General features: G+C 42.4%; 17 protein-coding genes. 10 read left to right on the top strand and 7 right to left on the bottom strand.

Annotation, left to right across the window (positions count from 1 at the left end; translation table 11 throughout):
* Positions 1 to 10 precede the first annotated feature (10 nt).
* The 5 genes from RIF36_RS08140 to RIF36_RS08120 are packed head-to-tail and all read right to left on the bottom strand — an operon-like array spanning position 11 to position 4,479.
* Positions 11 to 1,594 carry an ABC transporter ATP-binding protein gene (locus tag RIF36_RS08140; protein WP_350124511.1) on the bottom strand — a complete coding sequence of 528 codons (1,584 nt, stop codon included), beginning with the start codon at positions 1,592 to 1,594 and terminating at the stop codon, positions 11 to 13.
* A complete protein-coding gene (locus RIF36_RS08135) occupies positions 1,591 to 2,325 on the bottom strand; it encodes a 3'-5' exonuclease (RefSeq protein WP_350073234.1) in 735 nt (244 codons plus the stop codon). Before RIF36_RS08135 ends, RIF36_RS08140 begins: the two co-directional genes overlap by 4 nt.
* Positions 2,326 to 2,360: 35 nt before the next feature.
* Positions 2,361 to 2,765 (bottom strand): hypothetical protein, encoded by a 405-nt coding sequence (locus RIF36_RS08130; RefSeq protein WP_350124514.1) that lies wholly within the window; start codon positions 2,763 to 2,765, stop codon positions 2,361 to 2,363.
* Positions 2,762 to 3,493, bottom strand: coding sequence for a lipoyl(octanoyl) transferase LipB (lipB, locus tag RIF36_RS08125; RefSeq protein ID WP_350124517.1), 732 nt, complete (start codon positions 3,491 to 3,493; stop codon positions 2,762 to 2,764). Before lipB ends, RIF36_RS08130 begins: the two co-directional genes overlap by 4 nt.
* Before the next feature lie 2 nt (positions 3,494 to 3,495).
* Positions 3,496 to 4,479 (bottom strand): type I phosphomannose isomerase catalytic subunit, encoded by a 984-nt coding sequence (locus RIF36_RS08120; protein ID WP_350124709.1) that lies wholly within the window; start codon positions 4,477 to 4,479, stop codon positions 3,496 to 3,498.
* Between the two features lie 33 nt (positions 4,480 to 4,512).
* Here RIF36_RS08120 and RIF36_RS08115 point away from each other — a divergent pair, with 33 nt between their 5' ends.
* Positions 4,513 to 4,872, top strand: coding sequence for a YraN family protein (locus RIF36_RS08115; RefSeq protein ID WP_350124520.1), 360 nt, complete (start codon positions 4,513 to 4,515; stop codon positions 4,870 to 4,872).
* A gap of 5 nt (positions 4,873 to 4,877) precedes the next feature.
* Here the strand turns inward: RIF36_RS08115 and RIF36_RS08110 are convergent, their stop codons facing one another.
* Positions 4,878 to 5,717 carry a toxin-antitoxin system YwqK family antitoxin gene (locus RIF36_RS08110; protein WP_350124523.1) on the bottom strand — a complete coding sequence of 280 codons (840 nt, stop codon included), beginning with the start codon at positions 5,715 to 5,717 and terminating at the stop codon, positions 4,878 to 4,880.
* Between the two features lie 245 nt (positions 5,718 to 5,962).
* On the opposite strand from RIF36_RS08110, the gene RIF36_RS08105 reads away from it, so the two are divergent.
* Complete coding sequence (locus RIF36_RS08105; RefSeq protein ID WP_350124526.1) at positions 5,963 to 6,859, top strand: SMP-30/gluconolactonase/LRE family protein; 897 nt, start codon at positions 5,963 to 5,965, stop codon at positions 6,857 to 6,859.
* Between the two features lie 335 nt (positions 6,860 to 7,194).
* Here RIF36_RS08105 and RIF36_RS08100 read toward each other — a convergent pair whose 3' ends face one another.
* Entirely contained in the window at positions 7,195 to 7,818 is a 624-nt protein-coding gene (locus tag RIF36_RS08100) for a helix-turn-helix transcriptional regulator (protein WP_350124529.1), read from the bottom strand.
* 183 nt (positions 7,819 to 8,001) lie between these two features.
* On the opposite strand from RIF36_RS08100, the gene RIF36_RS08095 reads away from it, so the two are divergent.
* The 8 genes from RIF36_RS08095 (at position 8,002) to RIF36_RS08060 (ending at position 23,501) form a co-directional block, all read left to right on the top strand.
* On the top strand, positions 8,002 to 8,688 hold the full coding sequence (locus RIF36_RS08095) for a hypothetical protein (RefSeq protein WP_350124532.1): 687 nt from the start codon (positions 8,002 to 8,004) through the stop codon (positions 8,686 to 8,688).
* Between the two features lie 279 nt (positions 8,689 to 8,967).
* A complete protein-coding gene (locus RIF36_RS08090; protein WP_350124535.1) occupies positions 8,968 to 9,168 on the top strand; it encodes a hypothetical protein in 201 nt (66 codons plus the stop codon).
* Positions 9,169 to 9,183: 15 nt separating this feature from the next.
* Entirely contained in the window at positions 9,184 to 9,774 is a 591-nt protein-coding gene (locus tag RIF36_RS08085; RefSeq protein WP_350124538.1) for a hypothetical protein, read from the top strand.
* An 11-nt stretch (positions 9,775 to 9,785) separates the two neighbouring features.
* A complete protein-coding gene (locus tag RIF36_RS08080; RefSeq protein WP_350124541.1) occupies positions 9,786 to 10,778 on the top strand; it encodes a DUF4407 domain-containing protein in 993 nt (330 codons plus the stop codon).
* A 166-nt stretch (positions 10,779 to 10,944) separates the two neighbouring features.
* Positions 10,945 to 11,553 carry a hypothetical protein gene (locus RIF36_RS08075; protein ID WP_350124544.1) on the top strand — a complete coding sequence of 203 codons (609 nt, stop codon included), beginning with the start codon at positions 10,945 to 10,947 and terminating at the stop codon, positions 11,551 to 11,553.
* Between the two features lie 407 nt (positions 11,554 to 11,960).
* Complete coding sequence (locus RIF36_RS08070; RefSeq protein ID WP_350124547.1) at positions 11,961 to 13,934, top strand: histidine kinase; 1,974 nt, start codon at positions 11,961 to 11,963, stop codon at positions 13,932 to 13,934.
* A 161-nt stretch (positions 13,935 to 14,095) separates the two neighbouring features.
* Positions 14,096 to 14,845: a LytR/AlgR family response regulator transcription factor gene (locus RIF36_RS08065; protein ID WP_350124550.1), complete on the top strand. Its 750-nt coding sequence runs from the start codon at positions 14,096 to 14,098 to the stop codon at positions 14,843 to 14,845.
* A 295-nt stretch (positions 14,846 to 15,140) separates the two neighbouring features.
* Positions 15,141 to 23,501 carry a cadherin domain-containing protein gene (locus tag RIF36_RS08060; RefSeq protein WP_350124553.1) on the top strand — a complete coding sequence of 2,787 codons (8,361 nt, stop codon included), beginning with the start codon at positions 15,141 to 15,143 and terminating at the stop codon, positions 23,499 to 23,501.
* Positions 23,502 to 23,752: the final 251 nt, after the last annotated feature.

Genomic DNA, 23,752 nt, shown 5'->3' with positions numbered 1-23,752 from the left:
AGGAGTTTTCTTACAAAAAATTATGGGTCAATGCAGGTTCTGCATCAATTAACTGTTGGGTGTAGTCTGATGTTGGGTTTGCCAACACATTTTCAATCTCTCCCGCTTCTTTTATTTCACCGTTTGCCATCACTGTCAGGTAATCGCACGTGTGGCGGAGAGCTGCAAGATTGTGCGATACCAGCAGAACGCCCAAGTTACGCTCTTTTTTCAAGTAAAGGAAAAGATCGAGAATTTCAGCCTGAATGGATTGATCCAACGAGGAGGTGGGCTCGTCGCAAAGCAAAATCTTCGGTTGCAACGCAAGTGACCTGGCAATAGCCAAACGTTGTTTTTCACCACCAGAAAGCTGCCTGGTATTGCTTTTCAAAAGACCAGTCGGCAGCTTCACCCAGTCTAATAATTCATTTATGGTGATTTTAGTTTCATTCTGGTTTTCAGCGATGGCTTCATTGAGTATTTGCTCAACGTTTTGACGGGGGTCGAAAGCGCTTGAAGGGTTCTGATAAATCACCTGAACGGCTCTTCGGAAAGCTACCAGCTCTTCAGCAGTCAGGCTGTCGACAGGCTTGCCCTGGTAGTGCAACTTATCGTAGTGAGTTGGGTACATACCTGCCAGCGTCCGCATTAATGTTGTTTTCCCAGACCCGGAAATACCCGCCAACCCACTTATCGCTCCCTGGTAGAGCTCCAGCGAAACAGACTGAACTGCTTTAACCGCCCTATTTCTGCTCCAGAAAAATCCAGTTGGCTGGTAGATAAAATCCAGGTTCCGCACAGTTAAAACAGGTACACCCCTGTCGGAATGCTTCTCAGGTCTTTCCTTTCGTGACAATAGCCGCTTATGCGCTTGAATTAAACTGCTGGTGTAGGTTGCCCTGGGCTGGTTCATTATTTCTTTGGTGAGCCCATACTCAACCACTCTTCCAGTGTTTAGCACCATCAGTTTGTCGCACATGGGTGCCACAATCGACAAGTCATGGGTAATAAATATGAGCGCTGCCTTTTCCTTTTTGCAAAAATCTTTGAGGAGCTTCAAAATGGCCGCCTGGTTCACTGTATCGAGTGCCGTTGTAGGCTCGTCGGCTATAATAAGGCTCGGTTTGGCCATCATAGCCATAGCGATAAGAATACGCTGCAACTGCCCTCCCGACAGTTGGTGGGGAAGACTGCCCAGCAACCTCCCCGGATCATCAATGCCTGTCTTTTGAACCAATGCGTACGCTTCTTCCATTTGAAACTTGATTCCCAAAGCCTGGCACTGATCCTGCCATTGTCTGAGGAGAGTAGTTACCGGAAAACTCGCATCCAGTGGCGACTGGGGAATGTAAGCGATGGAATGGCCTCTCAGTTTGGCGATTTGGTCTTTGAGCGGTTGACCCTCCCAACCGATGCAGCCAGAGGAGTGAAGCCCTTCGTCGAGCAAATGTAGGACGCTATGTGCCAGCAACGACTTTCCTGCCCCACTTTCCCCCAGTATGCCTAGCGATTCGCCGTGCGCCAGGGACAGTGAAACATTCTCAAGCAAATTTTGCTGGCCAAAGCGAATAGTGAGTTCGGAAATTTTCAGCAGGCTAAGTGGATCGGCAGTCATTCGTTAACGTCTACAAACAATATTTTATCCTTCGGAATAGTCGGTTGCTGATGCAGCCGAAGGAAAACCTGGGCAGTAGCTACTACATCGTTTTTACAGTAGCGGGCAATTCTGTCAATGTCTCCGGTGCCATAGTAAACTTCATTTACCATGCTTCCATCAATATCATCCTTTGGAGATGGAATTCCCAAAACAGCTGTGAGAAGTTGCAAGGAGGTAAAGCTCTTTCTGTCTCCGTACTTCCACATTTCCATGGTGTCAAGGTGTGGCACCTCCCATGGTTTCTTGCCTTCAAGTCGTAGAATATCGGGCAACGGGATTCCGTGAATAGTCATTCTTCTGCATAGATAGGGGTAGTCAAATTCCTTTCCGTTGTGGGCACAGAGGAAGTAGCCCTGATTAAACTTTTGCTCCATCAGCTTTTGGAAGCTTGTAAGCAACTGATGTTCATCGTCGTTGCTCAACGATGTCACCCTCAACTCCACACTTTTATCCTCATTGAAAGCAAAGTAACCCAGCCCAATAACGATTACCTTTCCAAACTCAGAGTAAATTGCTGCCCGGTTTTCATACATTTCAGCCGCATCGACCTCATCATTTCCCCCTGAGAGGCTAACAGCCTTTTTGCTCCAGAGTTTTTGCCAAATTGGGTCGAGTTCGTCAAATTTCTGGCTTCCTGCTACGGTTTCAATGTCTATAAAAAGGATCTTCTTTGGAGTGCTGTCTGCCATGCCACAATATTTTTTCTATTAAAATAGAAAAATATTTACGGATGCAAGACACCTTCAAGCCCTATCTCTTCGATATAGCTCAAATTATCTTCTAAAATGGTATCAGGGACAAAAATATATTTCTTGTCATACACCTGGTTGCCAATAAAAAAACTGACCCAGTATTCATTGTTAAGGCCAAAAACCTGGGGATGGATGGACTCTACCTGCATCGCTCCTCCTCCGTCAACTAGTGGGAACATGTGCCGAAGTGTAGAAGTCTTTTGCTTCTCGCCATCTAGTTCGCCATACCCCTTGGAGGTAACCATCACATTTTCCAAAGGCCGATTATTTCTGTTAATGAGGTACACCACCCATTCTGCTTCTTCGTCGACTGTCGGCTTTTTAACCACAGCCAGGGTAACATCTTTTACAGGTAAAAAGGGAATGTCTTTTTTCATGCAGTGACGAGGTTCATTTCAAATAGAGAAGCAATGTTCTTCAAAAGCCTCTGTTGTACCTCTTCCATACTCACTTCAATCCCAAGCTCTTGCTGTAGGGAAGTCACCGCCTTATCATCTATCCCACATGGCACGATGTGCTTGAAATAATCGAGATTGGTATTCACATTGAACGCCAGCCCATGCATGGTGACCCACCTGCTTGACTTCACTCCAAGGGCACAGATCTTTCGTGGGTCCTTCTGTTCCTCACAGTCAAGCCATACGCCTGTAAGCCCGGCAATTCTTCCGGCCTTCACCCCGTATTCGGCTAAGGTCATTATTACAGCCTCTTCTAGTAGTCGAAGGTATTTGTGGATGTCAGTAAAAAAATTATCGAGGTCGACTATTGGATACACCACCAGCTGGCCAGGGCCATGGTACGTAATGTCGCCGCCTCTGTTGATCTTGTAATAGTTAGCGTCTATTTGTTTGAGTTCGTCATCATTTACCAACAGATTCGCTGCTTTTCCGCTTTTCCCCAGCGTAAACACGTGTGGGTGTTGGCAGAACAAAAGATAGTTGGGAGTGGGTTTCTGAAGTTCAACAGGCGCATCCCTGTTTTTAATCTTCAGCGTCACAGTCTCTGCAAATAGCTTCTCCTGGTAGTCCCACGCTTCCTGGTAGTCAATCAAACCAAGAGAGATAACTTGTGTACTAGTGTTTTTGATGGCAGCTGTAGCCTGCATTTTTAGCTGATATAGGATTCCAACATTTTGAATCCCGAAGTAGTTTCAAGCGTTACTTTCTTCAATTCAGCAGGTAGCAGCACACAGTCTCCCATTTTCACTTCTATGCTTCCACCATCATAAGCTATGTTCAGCTCACCGCTCATGCATACGTAAATAATAAACGAGTCGAGGTAGTGATAGTCACGCTCAATATCTTTGGTGCACTCTAGCTTATTTGTGATGAAATATGGGCTCTTCACAAGCTTCACAGGCTCATTCAACTTGTTCTGATACATTGTCTTGTAATGCTCATGGTAGGTGTAATCAATCGCATCCAGCGACTCATCCACATGCAGCTCTCGCTTGTTGCCTTTGTCATCTACTCTGTCAAAATCGTAAATGCGGTAGGTGGTGTCAGATGTTTGCTGAATCTCGGCCAGTAACAACCCCTTGCCAATGGTGTGCACCCGGCCCGCTGGCAGATAAAACACATCGTCGTTGAATACCTTTTCGTAGTTCAATACGTCCATTATGCGGCCTCTTTCGAAGTAGTCCAGGAATTTTTCCTTAGACATTTTGCGGTTGAAGCCAGTGATGAGTTGCGAGCCATGGTCGGCCTGGAAAATATACCACATCTCCGTCTTACCGTGGCCATTGTGACGAGCCTTGGCCAGTTCATCATTTGGGTGCACCTGTATGCTGAGATCATCATTGGCATCGATAAACTTCACCAGCAAAGGAAATTCGTCGCCAAACTTCTCATAGATTTTTTCACCAACCAGCGCAGCCTCAAACTTCTGGATCAGCTCCTTGAGGTTCATGCCCTCCAAATGTCCCTCTGCTACCTCGGAGATATTGCCCTCAACGCCTGAGATTTCCCAGGTTTCTCCGCAATTGGGCAACTTGCCAAAGTCTTTGCCAAGTATGGTCTTAATTTTCTGTCCACCCCAAATTTTGTCTTTGAAGATGGTTTTAAACTTTAAAGGATATAATTTTAGTTGTATCACGTTTATCGAATCTAATCCGCAAATATATAAATGCCTGCCAAGTCACATAACCAAAGCGTAGGGAAAAAAGGAGAAATAATTGCCACAGACCATTTGCGAAAAGCAGGTTATGAAATAATTGCAAAAAACTACAGGGCCGGTCGGGGTGAAATTGACATAATCGCAAAACTTTCGGCCACCCTGATATTTGTTGAAGTGAAAACCCGATCCAATGGAAAATTTGGCTATCCGGAGGAAGCTGTAACTCAAAAAAAAGCTGACAAACTAATAGAAACAGCCCAGGCGTATATGGAAGAAGTTAACTGGGAGGGCAACATTAGGTTCGATATTATTTCCGTCGACTTGCAGCGCAGTGCCGAAATAACCCACTTTGAAGATGCCTTTCACTAAATGATTTACTTTAGCTGCACCATTAAGCGCTCCCTGTCATATATCAACTCTCCTTTGTCATTCCATTCCCTCAGAATGACTGGACTAAAGCTTTCGTCGAAAGGATCTTTTGAATACTCGACCTCACGTTTTCTCCTGTTCCTGATAGGGTAATACTCCCGCCAAACGCCAACTTTGTGGTCAAACTTGTACTCGCCCATTACGGCTATCTGTCCGTTGGCATGAAAAGCATAGTAGTAGCCTTCCTTCTCCCCATACTCAATCGGAATTACTTCCTTCATTTTGGTTCGTTCAACGTCCCAATAAGCAATTTTTGACTCCCTTGGCCAACCCTTGTAGTACTTTTCCTTGTTGAGGAGAATGTCGGATTTATTGAGTTCTACCCATCGACCGTGTTTCGTACCCTTGTAGAAAAACCCTTCTTCCAGCACCTGATCACCCAATACTTTGCGGTAGGGGCCGTGCAAAATTCCGGCATACTCCTTGTCGATATTTCTGCTGGCCACAATTTTCTTTCTTTTGAAATTGTACCAATAAATGTCTCTAACATATTCATCCGGCTCCTGATACACCTTCAGATAGCTAAACAATTCCAGCACCGTATTCTCTCCAAAGCCCGTTCTGGTGAAACCCTTCTTCGTCTTTACTCCATAGTACACGTTCCTCTTTGGCTTTTTCTTCTTAACGTCGATTTTCTCATTCTCCTCGTCAAGCGCATCCAGGTCGATGGTGAGGGGGGAATCGTATTTGGGCTCAAAAGAAAATTCCTCCTCCTGCGCCTGAAGAGGGCCACAGGCTAAAAGCAGCAATACGAAAACTGAGGATATTTGATATTTTATTGCCATTGACACTTCAACGAGTAGAAGGGAACGGATATTTTTCGAAAAATAGGAAAAAGAATCCTAATTATCAGGATGAAGACACCTGTCGCCCCGATGTTCTTGTTGTGTGCTATGTAATTGAAATGGGCAGCGTAATTTTAAAAGTGTGCTGTTGCACAATCCAATTAACTCCCACATATTTAAGAGCTGATGAATAACTGAAACGGCCCTATTCCGACAGACTTTCGCTAAATCACACCTCTGATACCATGACCAAACCCCTGACACAACCCTACAAAGTGGTCACTTCCAACCGGTGCCTGCTGGGCGAAGGCCCTGTGTGGGACAGCCAACGACAAGTCATCTGCTGGCTGGACATCCTGAATGGCATTATTCATGAGTACAGCCCGTCTAAAAACAGCCACCGGCAAACCCCACTGCACGATATGGTCGGAGCAGTGGCCATGTGCAAAAACGGTGACTTCATCGCCGCCATGAAAAGCGGACTGGCCATAGTTGAACGGGACAGCGGAGCTGTAAAGCCGCTGGTTGATCCGGAAAGTCACCTGCCAGGCAACCGCTTCAATGAAGGAAAATGTGATCCGGCGGGTCGCTTCTGGGCGGGCACCATGGCACTATCGGAAGTGGAAGGAGCCGGTAATCTTTACATGCTCGACACTGATGGCACTTGCACGTTAAAAATACCCGGTGTCAGCATCTCCAACGGCCTGGCGTGGACTTCCGACCAAAAAACGATGTACTATATTGATTCACCCACCCGAAAGGTGGTGGCCTATGACTACAACCATGCAACCGGCCATATTTCCAATCAGCGAGTAGCTATTTCCATTCCAGAGGAAGAAGGTTCGCCCGATGGCATGACCATCGATAGCGAAGGCATGCTGTGGATTGGCCACTGGGATGGTTGGCAAGTTGCCCGCTGGAACCCTCTATCAGGGCAAAAGCTGTTGAGCATCCGCATGCCAGCTGCCCGCATTACTTCCTGCACTTTCGGAGGGGATGACCTACGAGACCTCTATATCACATCGGCCAAAGTAGGGCTCACCAACGAACAGCTCGAAGAGCAGCCACTGGCCGGGTCGCTTTTCGTGGTAGAAAATTGTGGGTTCAAAGGGACGGAGGCAGTTAAGTTTGGCTTTAGCTAAGCAAGTCTTTGAGCGGAACAGCACAAAAAAAGGAAAGCCTCCCATTGCTGAGAAGCTTTCCTGAAACCGGTTTGTGAAACGGGTACAGATTGATTCAGTTAATATGCCATCAAATACAATCAAAACTTCAAGTTAGTCGAAGAAAGCAGCAAACCTTTATCCTCGCTTTCGGAGTTTGCTCTACATTTTTTGGTGCAGGCTACTCTTCCTTTGTCCCAAAGGAATAACATCCATTCGAATTGATGAAATGGCTCTTTATAACGAAGGAAAACTACAACGTAAATTATAAAAAGCATGTTTTGTTATCAAATTGCACAGCTTGAACCACTACGTGATCAACCATACTTCTCCTTCATCGCCGCCACCTTTCCTCTAACTCTTTCCACCAACTCTTTAGGCGCCGAAATCCACAAATCCTCTCCAAGGCTTAGAAACCGTGCAATCAGTTCAGGGTTGATATGGGCCTTCAGTTCGTACAAGTTTTCTGCTTTATCCAACTTACGCTGTGTGTGGTGGATTTTCTTAGTGTCTATATAGTTGGCGAGATAAGGAGAGGTCTGGAAGCGAATGGTTTTTGGGCCTTCATCGGTGACTGTTACTCCAACCAGATCGCTGAAATGAGTGGTTGGATTGAAGGTTATCTTTGTTTGATAAAGATCGAAGTAATACTCCTCAATTGATTGTATTCGATCAAGCGCATAGTTTCTTACTTTACTTGTTTCCAGGTCGTGAGCAATCAGGTACCAGCGTGCATTGAATTCTTTCAGCATCAGCGGAACCACTTTTAGATCCAATGGCACTTCTATTCCAAATGGCTTATATTTCAGGGAAAGGGGATTTCGCTCCTTCAGGTGAGGGTATAGCAGACTGATCCATTGCTGAGCAGCTGGGTAATCTGTTTGCTCAAAGCTGATAACATTCTTCAATATAAAAATGGTGCGGGGGGGGTAATGATTCACTGGTTCAAAGCATGCTTGTCAGGTATTTTCATCTTTCAAAAAATGACAAGCAGCTTTTCAAAGTCCTTGTTGAGTCGATACACTATCGTGGCATACCAGAAACTGTGACCAAACTCCCTGTATCAGAAGTCAATACTACTAACTTAGCAGATAGGGAATTTTTATTGGCAATAATTGAGCAGGATGAAAGATCCGGAAGAAATAGCAAAACTAGTCGATGAGCATACCTCTCGGATAGGGCAGGTTGAGGAAGACGTAGTTCAAATAAAATCGCATGTTGGTTTGGTAGATCTTGAAGGACATAAGGGTGTCGCAGAACTGCTCTTTAAAAGCGTTCCTGATAGTGCTAATCGTAAAAGATGGATTTATCACTACGCACAGTTTCTGATAGCTGTAAATAAAGGTGACAAAAGTGAATTATCTTTAGCAGCATGCAAAATCTTTGAGGGACTAACAACATCGATTCTCCCTCACTCAATCACAATTGACGATTTTAACGTTGTATTAAAGGATAAGTACCGCAAAACGCTTAGAGATAATGTTTTCAATACCGGCCTTGTGTTTCGTGTTGATAATAACTACGAACCAAGAATTCTCGAAGCACTTAAGAACCACGTTCTTCCTTTCGAGCTAGGTATCCCAATAGACTTAATGGATAGGATTAAGCTTGCCGCATTCAAATTTCTGTACCGAAAAGAAAAGTGCTGGGGAAATGAAACTCGAATCATTAACGAAATGAAGGGATTTCGAAATTCTGAAGTTCACGATGGCGCTAAAGTACGCAGACAAGACGTGTCAATTCCGCAAATGGTTGACGTTACAGACCTATTTATTCGATCGCTGCTAACATTCTATGCGTCAAGTGATTAACCGGCCAAATACTTTTTTCTAGATACTTTTTCACGATCTAGAGGTCGATAGGCATTTATCCACTCAGCTAATTTCGAACACAGCCTGCTTCATGTCCCAGCCGATTGGTTGGTGCTTTACGCCTGAGAAGCTCATCATCTTGGCAACAAAAGTTGTTGAAAATTACAAGAATTTTTCCAATGCAAATTGGCTGCATTCCCAGCAAGTAAACTTGTACCATGAAGGAAGCAGCAACATACAACGAATTACTTGAGTCCAGTGAATGGAAAACTCGAAGGGATGAAATTCTCAAGAGAGACGGGCACCAATGCCTGGGCTGTGGCTCAACTTCGTCTTTGCACGTTCATCACCGCCAGTATCAGCACATGGAGGGAGAGTTCATTAAGCCCTGGGAGTATGCTGGGAAGTACTTGGTTACCCTTTGCTCAGACTGCCATCGTCTCGGCCACAGTCTATTTAAAGTATCCACATTTCAAATAACTAAAAGCGTAGGCTATGAATTGGTTTAAAAGAAAAAAAGCATCGTCATCAGAAATGGAAAACAGTGCGATTGGCACCCACGCCCTAAATCCACAAATGGAGAAATTTGAGCGAATATTCATAGAGAAAGAAGAGCCTGCTAACCAGGCACGTCCAAGTCAGGCAACAAATATCGAACCAACAGAGGCTTCGTCAAAATCTTCGCTTTTGTTGTTTTTGAATACCGATTATGATCAGCAAGGGTATTCTGACGGATACAACTTCCACAGTGAAAGGTACCTTGAGCTAAAAGTGGAGGAGTTGCAGGGTGACTGCCTGATGTATCTGGAAAGTGAAATTAACCGCCTTCAGGCTGAAGCATACAATCTGACTACTCAGATCAGATCCTACAGATCGGAAGATTTTATTGAATTGCGAGACCAACTTGAACTACGCCATGAGCAGGTTCACGAGGCAATTGGCAAATATGTGGCTCAGAAAGACATGGTAGCAGTTGGGCAGGGATTTCTTCAAAAACCAATCGCCAAATATAAGGCTGGCTATTTTAAGGGAGTGTTTCAATACCAGGAGCTCGAAATCTTGAGCAAACCATTAACTATACTTTAATCCAAAATGTCATGCTAAAAACTGCTTGTTCAATTCTCGGTGAAGATTATAACCTATTGAAAGACGAAACGGCTGAAAGCAGAAAAAAGGTTTTGCTTCTCAGTTCGGTATTGTTTGTTCCTGTGATCCTTTGGTTTTTCCAGGGCTTTCTTTTGGGCCAGATGATTCTTGGTCTGTCGTTTGGGGTTTCCCTGGCGACCGCAATCGTATTGTCGTTCCTGATTTTTTTGCTCGAACGGGCTATAATCATGGCTCCAAAAAACTGGAAAATGAACACCTTCAGAATCTTTCTGGGCCTACTGGTCGCTTCGATTGGATCTATCATCATTGATGAAATCTTGTTTCATAATGACATCAATGGTCAGATGGTCACTTATAAAAAAGGTCTCTTGGATGAAGAGCTTGAGGATATTGAGAACAAGTACTCCCCCGAAGTAACCACCTTAAAGGAACAGGTGGCAGCGAAGTATGCAACCTGGAATACGGCTATGCAAGAGGTAAAGGCTGAAGCCGACGGCACTGGAGGGAGCGGCATCAAAGGTGTAAGTGAAATTACAAAGACAAAATTGGCCCTCACTGAAGCGCAGGGTCAGTCTTATCAAAGGTCCGCACAGGACCTGGCGTTGCTAGAGGCAAAAAGGGAAATGGAAAAAACTGAGCTAGCAACTAAGTTCGAAAAGGGGTTTAGTGAGAATTCACTACTCACCAGGATGAAAGTGATGTTTAAATTCATTAGTAATGATTTGATGATGATGGCAGTGTACATCGTTATTACGCTGATATTATTCACCATGGAGTTTTTGGTGGTGATCATTAAGAGTTGTTCCTCCCAAACTCACTACGAGTTCAAGCTTCAAAAGATGGAAGAGATGGCACGTTCCAGAACAGAAAAAATTGTTGCCAGGGATTTGAAGATGTACAACGCTGGAATGGGTACGCCTGAAGCAAAGGATGCAAGGTTGTATATTGAAAGAGGCAATCAGGGGTATTATAGGGCGGGGTGAGGTGTCAATGATCCTTTCAATAGAAGTAGACTTAGTCTTTATTGATCGACTCCTCCCTGTCAAATGGAAGTCAGTCGTGGTGAATTCAAAATGACAAAATCTCTACTGAAAGAAGTGGCCATTACACTTGCTGTAATAATGACTAAATTAACAGAAATGTATCCGTATGTATACTGAAAAGGTAAAATTTTTGCCGTGGAAAGGACCTCACTATGAGGAAGGACTAAGTGGAGTTACGACACTTGTGTTAGGTGAATCCCATTACACATGGAACGAAAAAGACATTAATAAATGGCCAGAGGTAACACAAAAATTAGTGTCTGAGCAAATCCAAGACAAAAAGTTCAAAAAAGCTTTCTGGACCAATATTGTGATAACCTTTATCGGATTTACCCCTACGCTAGAAGACAAAAAGAAATTCTGGAACTCTGTGGCATTCTACAACTATGTACAAGAGACTGCTGGCGACAGCGCTAGAAAAGCACCACCAACGGACAGTTGGGAAAGGAGCGCCCCAGCGTTTCAGGAGGTATTGAATAAACTGAATCCTGATTTTGTTGTTATTCTGGGCTACCGGTTGTCAAGTCATTTGTCAAGGTTCAAAGAAAACCCGGGGCCGTTCTTAGGTACAGATTCAAAAATCAAAACGTGGTGGATGGCAACAAATGGTGGCCAAGCACTTGCCACTACCATAAGACACCCGTCAAGTGGGTTTAATGGCCGAGCATGGAATAAGTACATCCTGGAGGCATTGACTCTCGCTGCGAAAGAGTAGGTCTACTAGCTAGTGTTTTTAAAGAAACACTCCTTGACTCCAAATGCAACGAGTCACAATTCCTGGTTAAGTGGTTGAGAAAGAAATTGACATGAAATAACGCTCTGTCGTGCAAAGGCGACACACATTATCGTTCTACACATTTCCGTTGCATGAGAATTTAACCATTATGTAGCTCTCCCTGTTAGTGGAAATGTGGATCTTTTGGCAGTGTGATGTTGACTGTTGTTGATCTTCCGAAGCTTAGAGCAACAAATAGTTCCTATTGATCCAAAAATTTTCTACTTTCTACTCGAAAGAATTGACTGCTAACTTAATTACTTAGCCAACAACCCACGTTGATGAATTTTCAACGCCCTTTTTTTCATTTTTTCAAAAGGTATCGGACCGCCTTAGCATTAACTTTAGTGATAGGGACATGTGTCAATCTTTTTGGAATTGAACCTCTGTTCCCCTATCAAACACTTGTTGAAATCGAACGGAGTCAAGAATATGGCAGGCTATATTTCCACGACTTCAATAAAGACGGAAGAAAGGAAAGGGTTCGTATTGGAAAGCAATACCAAAACTCTTTTTACATTCTTCTAGATTATGACCATCAGTTCAATGCATTCGGAAATCTTCCAATTAAATCTAGCCCGGCCTTCGGCGACTACAATGACAACGGAATTGACGAGATATTTTTTGCGTCTTACTTGAACGATTCGGTTTTCATAAATGGCTACGAATACTACCGGGAGGATGAGCCAGTTATAAATTCGTTTTTTATTGACCGTGTTGAAACCTACAACGGCGAGGAAGATTTTGTCCTGTCAATAGACGCAAGGTACGATTTCGACGGAGATGGATACAAAGAGTTGCTAGTAGGAATACAAACTCTATACAACTATTCACCTCGAAGATACTACTTGATCAATTTGAAATCCAAAGCAGTAACTGCAACGCCCGTTAGTGGAGCATGGAAGCAATCTTACGAGGTTTTGAATCTTGACGACGACCCTTATCCAGAGTTTTTAACCTGGGGGTACGCACCAGGCAACACTCCCCTAAACTTCCCACTTCATGACCATTGGTCTTGGTTAATAATGTACGACCATGACCTGAACTACCTGGAAGATCCCATTCCTTACAAACAACGCCCAGGGAGTCTAAATTTCTGGAACATTGACGGAGACACCCTTGAAATCATCCTTCAAAGTAAAGCGGATAGTTTAACAAAGGCCGTCCGAATTTTAAAGAACGGCCAAGCTATTGATACCACTATTATTACTAACTCGGATTACACCACCCTGTATTCCAACCAAAGGACTGAAGCCTACAAAATAGACACCGAGGCAGGCGTACTTTACCTACTAAACCGCCACACAGAAAAGACACAATATTCGTTACCAGCCAAGTCAGCCTTACTATATAGTTTTGATGCTGACTGTGATCTCAGGGACGAGCATATTGTTTCATCGTCCGACGAGCTATATATACATACTTTCGATTTCAAAGAAAGCGTATTAGTTCCGATCCCAAAAGGTGAGCTGCGATTAGACCCTAATATTCTTCCCTTTTCAGTCAACTGTGTAAGTGGCAGCCCGGCACAAATCTCACTAAATTATCCGGATCACTTTTACCTATTCGACTACGAAACAAACAAGTTCACTCAGTTCAAATGGGCAATTTTTCTCTTAGCCTATATTGCATTATTTGGCATAGCAAGACTGGTCATTCGCTACCGTGAGCTCAAAGAAGCTTCTCTTGACTATGAATATTTGCTTCTACAGGTCAATTCGTTAAAAAATCAACTAGATCCACACTTTACTTTCAACCTTCTGGGATCCATTAGAACCATATTGGAAACTGGCGAAAGAAGTAAGGCTTTGGAAATATTTGACAAATTGGGGTTGTTGCTGAGAAGCTCACTTGTGGATTCTGACAAAATCGAAGCACCTCTCAGTTCGGAATTGACATCGGTCACAACTTATCTCGAACTCCAAAGGTTTCGATTTGGCGAGAGTTTCGACTTCAAGATAACAGTGGATGAGTCCGTTCCTGACGACTTGCTAGTACCCAAGCTATTGATCCAAACCCATGTGGAGAATTCGATAAAACATGGCATAAAATCTCTGAAACACGGTGGCAGGATAGACGTAAGAGTCTCCCCTTGTGAGGAAGGCGTTGAAATTTTGATTGCCGACAATGGTATAGGCAGAAAGAACTCCCAACGTGAAGGTACGAGAGGGACTGGAAAGGGCATCAAGATAACGTATCGATTGATTCAATTGTTTAATGACGTTTATAGTACATCGGTACACCAACATATTTCAGATCATCCGTACCCCCAGCCACCCAACGTCGGAACATTGGTGCGAGTTTTTATTCCACACCCTTAGGTTCATTTCAAAATTCCTATTGTTCATTCGCAATGCGGCACAAATCGATAAATAACTTCCCTTTTTTTACTACAATGAATTCCTCCTACTCAAAAAATCGCTAAATTAAGATAACAGTAAAGGTCGGATCCATTTGACTGAGACACACACCCAAACTTCGAATGACATCCAAAAAGCTTACGGCATCAATTGTTGAAGATGAGATAGATCATTTACGTATCCTATCCGATTATTTGGTAGAACGAGCTGAGATTGAAGTTATTGGAAGGTTTTCGTCAGTTGAGAAAAGCATAGAAGGATTGCTGGATCATCCACCTGACTTGTTGTTTTTAGATGTTGAGTTGCCAGACGGTAGTGGCTTTGACATTCTCGACGCCATCAAGAATCATACCCCAAAGTTGATGGTAATTTTTACTACGGGACATGAAAAATATGCTGTAGAGGCGATAAGAGCTTCAGCATTTGATTTTGTGACAAAGCCCCTTCGACAGGATGAATTGAACAAGGCTATTGAACGTGCGATCGACCAGCAAGTGCCAAAAAGTTTTGAGCACCGTATCGAGGACTTGCTGTTCAAGTTTCAGAGCAGTCCGAAGGTTCGCCTCAATACCAAGACTGGATTTTTGATGATGAATGTGGCTGACATTATTTTTTGTCAGGCGGATGGAAATTATACTACGATTTGGTTTGGGGATTGGAAAAAGGAAGTGTCAACGCTACATCTTGGGCTGATCGAACAGAAAATTAATCATCCGGATTTTTTGAGGGTTAGTCGCTCTCTTCTGCTAAATATCAACTACCTGGTTAAGGTGGATCGGAAAGATGGGGTTTGTGTTCTGGAAGCTTTCGGCCAAACCGAAGTATTAAGGCTTTCGGAAAGATCCATAAGAGTCATTGGAGGCTTGTTGTAATTTCCAATTGTATCCGCTTGCGCTTACCCCATACCTCTCGGGGCATTATTTCTTTGAGGATACATTAGCATCAATTCCTGGTTTCATTCCTTGATGAAAAGAACGGTTCATTGCCGTATTAGTGCCTCCAATCAATAAGTATGCGTTGACTTTCAGGGCTTTATTTAGTGAGTTATAATTAATGTGCTTTCAACTCTGCACCATTCCAAGAAGCTGGAATATTAAGAAGGTTTGGCTGAAGGTAATGCCGGTGGGGGATGAAGGCGATTAAAGAGCCCGTCAACGGCGAACATCTATGAAAAAGCTGATAATTTTATGTTCTTTAATGCTTCTAAACTTGAGAGCATTTAGCCAATCAGACAGAAGCAAGTCTTTACTTCTGGAGGGCATGATTCATTGGGCGGAGGTTCAAAATAATTGCAACACTCAATTCGATCTTGTTACGGCTTACTCTGTATTAAATCAAAAACCCTTAGGTTTTATCTCCGCTGGAGTTGGAACGCAGGTGGATGTCGGATTAGGTTTTAAGATTTATTTTGACTTAGTAGATTACTATTCATACGTTCATAATGAGCCCAATGCATCTTGGGAAGGTGCTAACGGATACATCACTGTCTATGTAGACTATTCATTGAGTATTGGGGCTTCTCTTCCAGGTATAGGTATCGAGTTTATTGAATTTACGCCTGGCTTTGAAGATCCGTATATCAACCAGAATCTTAACCTTGCCAGTATCGACTTACCTCTTGTTCAATTCAATGGGTTGCAAACGACAATCGACGGATCAGGAAGTGAGAATGTAAATCTGTTTGGCGTTTCGGCTGATGGGTGTGATTCGGACTTTAAAGGTGGAGTTTCATTAATCACATACAGCAATAATTTAGCAAGAGCGGAAATTGCAGCCGAACAACTCATATCAATTCTTAATGATGCTCTAGGGCCAGTTGGCAATGCGGCAATGGCCTTTGATGGAATCGACTATTACGATTTTACAAAGACTTTGAAAAATGATTTGCTACCACTAGTTAAAGAACAAGCTTTCACGAATTGTGATTGCTATCAGCAAGTTCAGTACAGTGGAATCCTATCGGAAATTAAGGGAGGGGAGGACACAAATAATGATGGCAGAACTGATCTGATCTTTTCCTCTGCGAATTTTGATGGAATTCATGTATATCAAGAGAAGCCTCTTGAAATAGAATTCTTTAATAACGGCAATCAACAAAATGATTTTATTATCAAGATCGAAAACTTGACAAAAAATGGTAAGTGGAGAATAAATCCATTGGATAAAAACTACAACGCCGAACTGGAATATTCCATTTATGACACATATAGTCAGACCCTTAAAAATATTTACCCAAGTAGTTCAGCCTATCTTAAGAAATATGCTCTGTCGCCAGGCAATGAAAAGGCATATACGGAAGGAGACATTTTTCTAATTAGTTTGAAATGTGATCAATGTCAAGCCAATGCTTCTGAAAATAGGAAAATATATGTTAAAGGATATAGAGACGAAGATCAGTCACTGTTTCTTAACCTTAACAATACGACAATGCAAAATGATCTCCTTTCTATTGCATGGGACTCTGAGTTTCAGGCTGAAGCAAACCTACAAGTTGCTATTGACCCAGACATTAATACTACCACTCCCTGGCAAAAGGCAAATGAAAACGATCCTGATAACCATCAGTGGATTGGAGATGTAATTCAATTGTCTCAGAGCAGCAAATCGGGATCAAGATCATTTGATCTTTCAACGAAACCAGGAGGGCGATATACGCTATGGGGCATCCTATTTGATGACAAAGGATCAAACTATTTTGACTACATGGGTCAGATCTCGCTGGCAAGAAATTCCCCACCTGGAAAACCAACATTAACAGAAAATCAATATTCGTCACTAAGCCCAAGTCTAGCCTTTTCGCAGTATGTGGCAGATGATCTTGAAGCCGATCCTCAAAAAGGTTTCCAACTAAAGGTCTTCAATTCCTCTAGCGAACTCATATACAACACAGGCTTCATCAACAATTCTTCAGATAATTTTCACACCTATTCATTGGGGTCATATACCGGTTATGACGCTGCAAGCGAGGATGTTCGTAAAAGCGAAGCTCTTTCATACGGGAGTTCCTACACCTGGAAGGTTCGTTACCTGGACACTGGTGATGACTGGAGCGAATGGAGCGATTTAGGGTCATTTTCAATACCCAACAAGGGTGATGTTTTTGATATTAATATTATCTATCCCAATAAGACTTCATACAGTCAGGGTCAAACAATGGCTATTCAATGGCAGTCAGCGCTACCTACCGGTACAGAGTATGTGGTAGACCTGTATAAAGATGATCTACGACGAGCGATCATTACAACCTCCACTACCAACAAGGCAATCCAATGGTTTATACCATCGAATCAGGCATTAGACAATAGCTACAATATCAGGGTTTATGTGAAAGGAGATACTGACATATTCGATGATTCGGATTATTTTGAGATATCGGAGCCACAAGCTAATTATGACATATCCATCAGGCAATTTTCCACAAGTAAATCTTATACGAAACCAGGCAACACCATAACCTTCGATTATCAAATTTTCAATTCAGGCAACGGTACCGCCAGCGGTTTTACAGTAGACTATGTATTACGATCAGAAGCAACGGGAGCAATTGTGGAAGAAAGTGGTAACTACAACAATAGCATTTCTCTCGTGCCAAATGAAACTTATGCCTCGGGCGGGTCGATCCGAGCTCCAGATGAAGAAGGCATATATCTGCTTGAGGTTTCGTTGAACTACAGCAAGGATTCAAAATCTGGAAATAATAGTACAGAATATCCTGTTTATGTTGGTAATAGCAACCCTTATAATGTTTACCTCAATGGGGGCAGTGATGTGTGGTTTTTAGAAGGAAACCACACCATTCACAACTACTCATCATTCAATGTACTTGCCTACGACGACGATGATGCGAGAGTTAGTTTAGCTGGCAAGACGCAGACAATGGAGCTTGATCGAATATGCCTATTCGACGCTGATCGATTTGCTCTTATCTATAAAGGTTGGTTTCAGGGTTATGGGGCAGTTTTTAGATACTATTATCAAGTTGATGATTTTGAACTTGATGAGTTAAGATTTGAGGCGCAAGCAGGGAAGATTACATCCATTCCATTTTCGGCTAGTTCTGGCTCCAACATTGAAGGCGTCAAATTCTTAGATGAAAGTGATGTTAATGATAGCAGGCGAGCAGCTTTAGAGACTTGGGGTTTTCATTTCGATAATTTAAGCGCAGATCAAAACGCTGGTGAGATACATTTTAATATTCCTGCCGATAATCCAAGGAGCTACTATGATTTCTTCATAGAGATCGATCGTAAGTCGGCACCAGAATATATTCAAAGAGTGAAAGTGGATGTCATAGATCCAAAGGCTGAATTTTTACCTGCACTTTCAAAACAAAAGTTAACGCTCGCTCCCGGTCGCAATGAAACCATCGAAGTCACAGCTGAAGGATCATTTGGATTCAATGAGTCTATAGTAGTTTCCGTTCCTGAAATTCCAAATGGAATCCAGGTTTCTTTTGAAAACGGAGTCCGTGCCTTCCAAGTCGGTGAGACTGTAACTGTGAATGTCTCGGTAAATGAAAACTACGATGGAAGTTTTGGCTACTTGAGCAACATAAGTTTGGCCTTTGCATCCGATACTCAAAACAAGGAGGTACCACTATTTGTGGAAATGGTGGATGATTCACAAAATTTCATAGCAATTGACAATGTTCAATACATAGATCTGGACCCAAAGAAGGATAGCTTACAAATCAATTTCTCGGCTGATTTTAGTCTGGGCGAAACAGCTGTGACGTCAAATTGGCAATATTTCGATGGAAGTAGCTGGCTAGACATTCCCTCGGATCAGATCAAGAACAATGCGGCAGTTCCAAAAGGAAGTCATTCCATCATTTGGGTGATCCCATCCAATTTGCGAATAGAAAATGCCAGATTCCGAATGAAGAATAAGAATGGAACTGATTTTTTGAAATTAATAAGTAAAACAGAATCTTTTGACAGCCATCATGATTTTGATGCTGCTGCAGTTTATAATGGGCAATTATATTTTTTAGATACTCATTCGGATTTGTCTTATAGCCGGTTGCGAATCTTCAACCTAGATGATTACGGTACTCTCGTATCAAGCTCACCTTACTTAACCCAGATCCCACAAAGTGATGCTGTAAATATGTACTTCTGTAATAATCGGCTCTACTTCTTCCAGGATGGAAGCTCATCGACATCCGGAACCTTGTGGATTTACTCAACCTCATATTCATATTTAGGGAGTAAATCTTTTGATGGTCAAGTTGATTGCATGGTATGCATCGACAATAAATTACATGAATTCTTCTGGGATAACGATTTGGATACTCAAACATTTTATGAGCTTTCGCAATCAGGAACAAGGACGGGCAATTACAAGGTAATCGAATACAATAACTCTATCAGGTCGGATTATTCACTGTTTGACGGGCAAAATATTTGGATTGTTGACGGGGGTTCATTCTATAGAATTGGGCCAAATCTATCATTGGAAGAAAAAATAATTAGTGGCAGTTTCGATCAAGGTGCCTTATACAACAACCAATTTCTAATAGCTGTTGACGGAACCAATAATGTTTACAAATACTCCTTTTACGACCCCTACTCTTTTTTCTCCGAGTCACAGCCTTTTCATATCAACACCACGTTCCCTCCCCGATTTATTGGTTCAAATCAAATTGATTTAACTGAAGATCAGGACTACGATACGCTCAACTTAATCACATTATTTACTGACCAAGACACGGATTTTGCAGGCCTGACATTTGAGTTTATTGGCATCTCGAGTGGCATAATGGTAGAATATGACATTGCAAAAGGGAACTTCGCCATCAGGCCAAAATCAGATGTTAACACTGATCAGTCTTTTAAGATAACTGTAACGGATGGCTATAATTCTCTTACACAAGATTTCAATGTTTCAGTCTTATCTATTGATGATAATTCAATAGCAATCATTGAAGGTAAAACGGTAACAATTAACGAAGACAAGTCGATCAAAATCCCTTTCGATAGCCTATATGTAGATATAGATTCCGAGCCATTGGAACTGGAGTTTTCCGCTTTTGCATATCAGAAGGATAATCCCGGATATCCAGCGGGTTTTACCCCTAGTTTTAATATTGAAGATGAATACTTGCTTCTTGAGCCATACAAAAATGAAAATGGCGAGTTTGTCATTGAATTGGAAATCGTCAACCCTGAAACGGACAACTCGCTAACTTTAAGTTTCACACTTGTTGTACTACCCCAAAATGATCGGCCCGGATCATTTTCATTAACTTCTCCAGTCAATAAAAGAATATTGCCAGGCGAGTTCGGTTTCAATTGGGAAAAAGCTACTGATCCAGAAGCAGATCCTGTAAGCTATAAATTTATTATTTCTATTGGGGGTGTTGAGTATACAGAAACTCTATTTTCCAATACCGTCATTTATTCTATTGGCCAAGATTTTATTGGGAAGCCTGGTTTCTGGCAAGTGGTAGCAACGGATGGATCTGACGATACTTTTCCAGTCAATAATTATGGACATTTTTATGTAGTGGCAGACTCATCTGCGCTCTATCCATTTGACCAGGTAATAAAAGAAGACATTTCGTACAGCATTGATGAAAATATCTCGACAGGAACCGTGTTTGGTAATGTCCTCAACTATTTTCCATCTGACCTGGATGAGCTAGCGATTTCAATTTTCGAAAATGATAATTTCAATATCAATGCAGAAGGTTACCTATCAGTTAACAATCCATTGGATTTTGAAAGTCAAAATGAGTACTTCCTAAACCTTTCTATTGTTTATGCCGGCTATGATGCGATCAACTTCTCATCTGAAATGGTGATCACATTAAACGACGTTAACGAAGCTCCGTCAGTGGACGGTGGTGCGGTCACGATTGACGAAAACTCACCAGTTGGGACTTCTACCTGGACTGTCATAGCTTTTGATCCTGAAGAAGGTGATATAACCTACTCAATCGTTTCTGGAAATGACTTAGGAGCCTTCCTTATTGACCCAACTAGCGGAAAAATCACGGTTGCTGATCCAGTACAGATTGACTTTGAAATCCACCCAACTTTCGAACTTTTGGTAGAAGTGAGCGATGGAGAGTTCACAAATCAAGCTACGATTACAGTAAACTTGAAAGATCAAAATGAAGCTCCATCAATTGCTGATGACAAATTTACAATTGATGAAAACTCCGTAACAAACACATATGTCGGAACTATAAAGGCAGTTGATCCTGATGATGATGAATTATCGTTTTCAATAACTTCAGGAAACGACACAGGTGCTTTTGCACTTGATCCAAATACCGGAATCTTAACGATATTTGACAGTAGACCTGTAAATTTTGAAGCGAATCCAGTGTTTGATTTACAGGTTGTTGCACATGACACCAAAATGAGTGATACCGCAACCGTTGTTATCAACCTGAACAATGTAAACGAACCCCCATCGATTTCCGACACAACGTTTACTGTAATGGGCCATTCGCCCGTTGGAACCGAAATTGGAAGAATATTGGCGCAAGACCCAGAAGGTACGCCAGTGACATTTTCCATCTATCCAGCCAGCGGCACGGCGAATTTCGCTATTGATCAACAGTCTGGGATTATTTCGGTAGCAGAGGCTGGGGCACTGGATTATGACTTTAGACCTTCATACGAATTTTATGTTGGTGCGAAGGACAACACTCAAAATTCATGGGCAACAGTAAGCATTAACGTTTTGCCACTCCCGGAATCAAATGAATTCCTGCAAGACTCTCTTGCTCTTCTTGCCATATACAATTCTATGGGAGGCTCCAATTGGCTAACGCCATGGGACTTAAAAAGGCCGGTCAACGAATGGTCTGGCGTGACAATTTTGGGAAATCGGGTGACAGGACTTGATTTATCAGCTTTCGTAATGGAAGACGGCCTTACCTATATCAGAGATAATAACGTAGTTGGAGCGCTTCCAGAGGAACTCTATAGCTTAACAGAATTGATACACCTAAGCTTTCGTGCAAATTCAAAAGTAGCTGGTTCGATTTCGCCGGCCATAACGAATCTCCCAAATGTGTATCTTTTAGATTTCACCCAAACTTCTATTGATGGCGTGCTGCCCACCGAACTGCTTCAACTTAAGAACCTTGGCTTTTTGAGTCTTGGACATAGCAAAATATCCAACTTAGAAAGTTTCGACTTCAGTGATCTAAAAGTACTTCAAGGCTTAGACTTGGGCTACGTCTCCCTAAACACCGTGCCTGCTGGTATAAATCTAATGCAAGAAGGATATGTGTATTTGGAAGGCAATAAACTATCAGCCCTGCCAGAATTTACAGCTTCACATAAACTTAGCCTCTATGTTGCAAACAACCAATTGTCTTTTGAAGACTTAATTCCGGTGAAAGATTTGTTTACTGACCAATTTCAATATAACCGGCAAAACATCATGGCGCTAAACTCTCCTGCTATTGAGGTCACACAAGGTGCTCAGGTAACGCTAAAGGCTAACATAGACACAGATGTTCCAGAATGCATCTTCAGCTGGTTCGCACCTAACAACAGTTTGCTTGCGACCTCAGAAGACCCTGAATTGAGCATCACAGTTTCTGAGTCAAATATTGGGTATTACAGATTGGAAATATCAAATGAGATGTTGCCCGGGTTAACTCTATTCGGGAGTACCAAAGTCAACCTGGCTAACCACTTTATCTCTGTAAGTGACACTACTTTTTCAGTGAAAGAAAACAGTCCAAGAGGGCACAAAATCGGTTCTCTAAAAATGTCCGATTCATACAATCACAATTTAGCGTTCTCCATCTCAAGTGAAAGCGTAATTAACAGTGTTTCATATACTCCACAAGGAGATCTATATATTTCTGATTCGGCTGCATTTGACTTTGAAACCAATTCTGTAATTACGTTGAATACCGAAGTAACCGACGGGTTTTTTATTGAAAAGGTTGCTATAACAATCAACGTTGTTGACGAGCAAGAGAACGAGGGAGATGACGATGATAGTGATGACGATTTAAAAAGTTCTCAAACCATCACATTTATTGCTCCAGACACTGTATTTATCAGGAGTTCAATCGAGCTTGTTAATTTAATTGCGACAAGTAGCAGTGGGCTCGAGGTCTCATTCCGTCTAATCGAGGGTTCCGGACATTTAACAGGCTCTCAACTTTCTGTTACCGAAGCAGGACCAGTTCGAATCATGGCGTATCAAGACGGCAATGAAGAATTTGCGCCAGCAGAGCAGGTAGAAGAAACAATCAATTTTGTAGAAGAATCCGTTTCTACTGGCGTCGACGGTAAACTGGCAGAAAGTATTAAAATCTTTCCAAATCCTGTTACAGATAAATTGGAGATAGTATTGAAAGACCTGAGTAGCAAAAATCTTCCACTTGTTGCAGAAATTCATAGCATTAGCGGACAGAGATTCGGAAAGTTCAAAATTTCCAAGGACAAGACTGCCATAGATATGAGCCAGGCGCCTTCTGGAATGTATATCATCACCGTAGCCAAGCAAGACGGTAGAAGCTTAAAACATCAGAAGATTTGGCGAGAATAAGGAAGCAAGGAGAAAAGATGTCAAAGGGCTAAACCTGACTCAGGCGTCCTTATGAACGAAGGGGTTTCTACAAACACCGCAATCAGCCCGATTAAGGCTCATTATATCTGTTTTTGGATCAAGCAATATTTCTGGGGGACTAATTTTTTTGACAAGAGTATTATGTCATTACATAAAGAGGCAAAAGGTCCAAGCCTAACCCGGCCGGGCGGCACGCATTGAACCAGTTTTGCTTCTTTATTGTCTATCAT

It is taken from the genome of Imperialibacter sp. (assembly GCF_040222815.1).
Lineage (GTDB): Bacteria > Bacteroidota > Bacteroidia > Cytophagales > Cyclobacteriaceae > Imperialibacter.
The sequence above is the reverse complement of the archived record's forward strand: the minus strand, read 5'-3'. Positions and strand labels throughout refer to the sequence as shown.

Bases quoted from the DNA above. Each gene is read 5' to 3' on its own strand.
- RIF36_RS08140 (WP_350124511.1), bottom strand. From the start codon at position 1,594: ATGACTGCCGATCCACTTAGCCTGCTGAAAATTTCCGAACTCACTATT.
- RIF36_RS08135 (WP_350073234.1), bottom strand. From the start codon at position 2,325: ATGGCAGACAGCACTCCAAAGAAGATCCTTTTTATAGACATTGAAACC.
- RIF36_RS08130 (WP_350124514.1), bottom strand. From the start codon at position 2,765: ATGAAAAAAGACATTCCCTTTTTACCTGTAAAAGATGTTACCCTGGCT.
- lipB (WP_350124517.1), bottom strand. From the start codon at position 3,493: ATGCAGGCTACAGCTGCCATCAAAAACACTAGTACACAAGTTATCTCT.
- RIF36_RS08115 (WP_350124520.1), top strand. From the start codon at position 4,513: ATGCCTGCCAAGTCACATAACCAAAGCGTAGGGAAAAAAGGAGAAATA.
- RIF36_RS08110 (WP_350124523.1), bottom strand. From the start codon at position 5,717: ATGGCAATAAAATATCAAATATCCTCAGTTTTCGTATTGCTGCTTTTA.
- RIF36_RS08105 (WP_350124526.1), top strand. From the start codon at position 5,963: ATGACCAAACCCCTGACACAACCCTACAAAGTGGTCACTTCCAACCGG.
- RIF36_RS08095 (WP_350124532.1), top strand. From the start codon at position 8,002: ATGAAAGATCCGGAAGAAATAGCAAAACTAGTCGATGAGCATACCTCT.
- RIF36_RS08090 (WP_350124535.1), top strand. From the start codon at position 8,968: ATGAAATTCTCAAGAGAGACGGGCACCAATGCCTGGGCTGTGGCTCAA.
- RIF36_RS08085 (WP_350124538.1), top strand. From the start codon at position 9,184: ATGAATTGGTTTAAAAGAAAAAAAGCATCGTCATCAGAAATGGAAAAC.
- RIF36_RS08080 (WP_350124541.1), top strand. From the start codon at position 9,786: ATGCTAAAAACTGCTTGTTCAATTCTCGGTGAAGATTATAACCTATTG.
- RIF36_RS08075 (WP_350124544.1), top strand. From the start codon at position 10,945: ATGTATACTGAAAAGGTAAAATTTTTGCCGTGGAAAGGACCTCACTAT.
- RIF36_RS08065 (WP_350124550.1), top strand. From the start codon at position 14,096: ATGACATCCAAAAAGCTTACGGCATCAATTGTTGAAGATGAGATAGAT.
- RIF36_RS08060 (WP_350124553.1), top strand. From the start codon at position 15,141: ATGAAAAAGCTGATAATTTTATGTTCTTTAATGCTTCTAAACTTGAGA.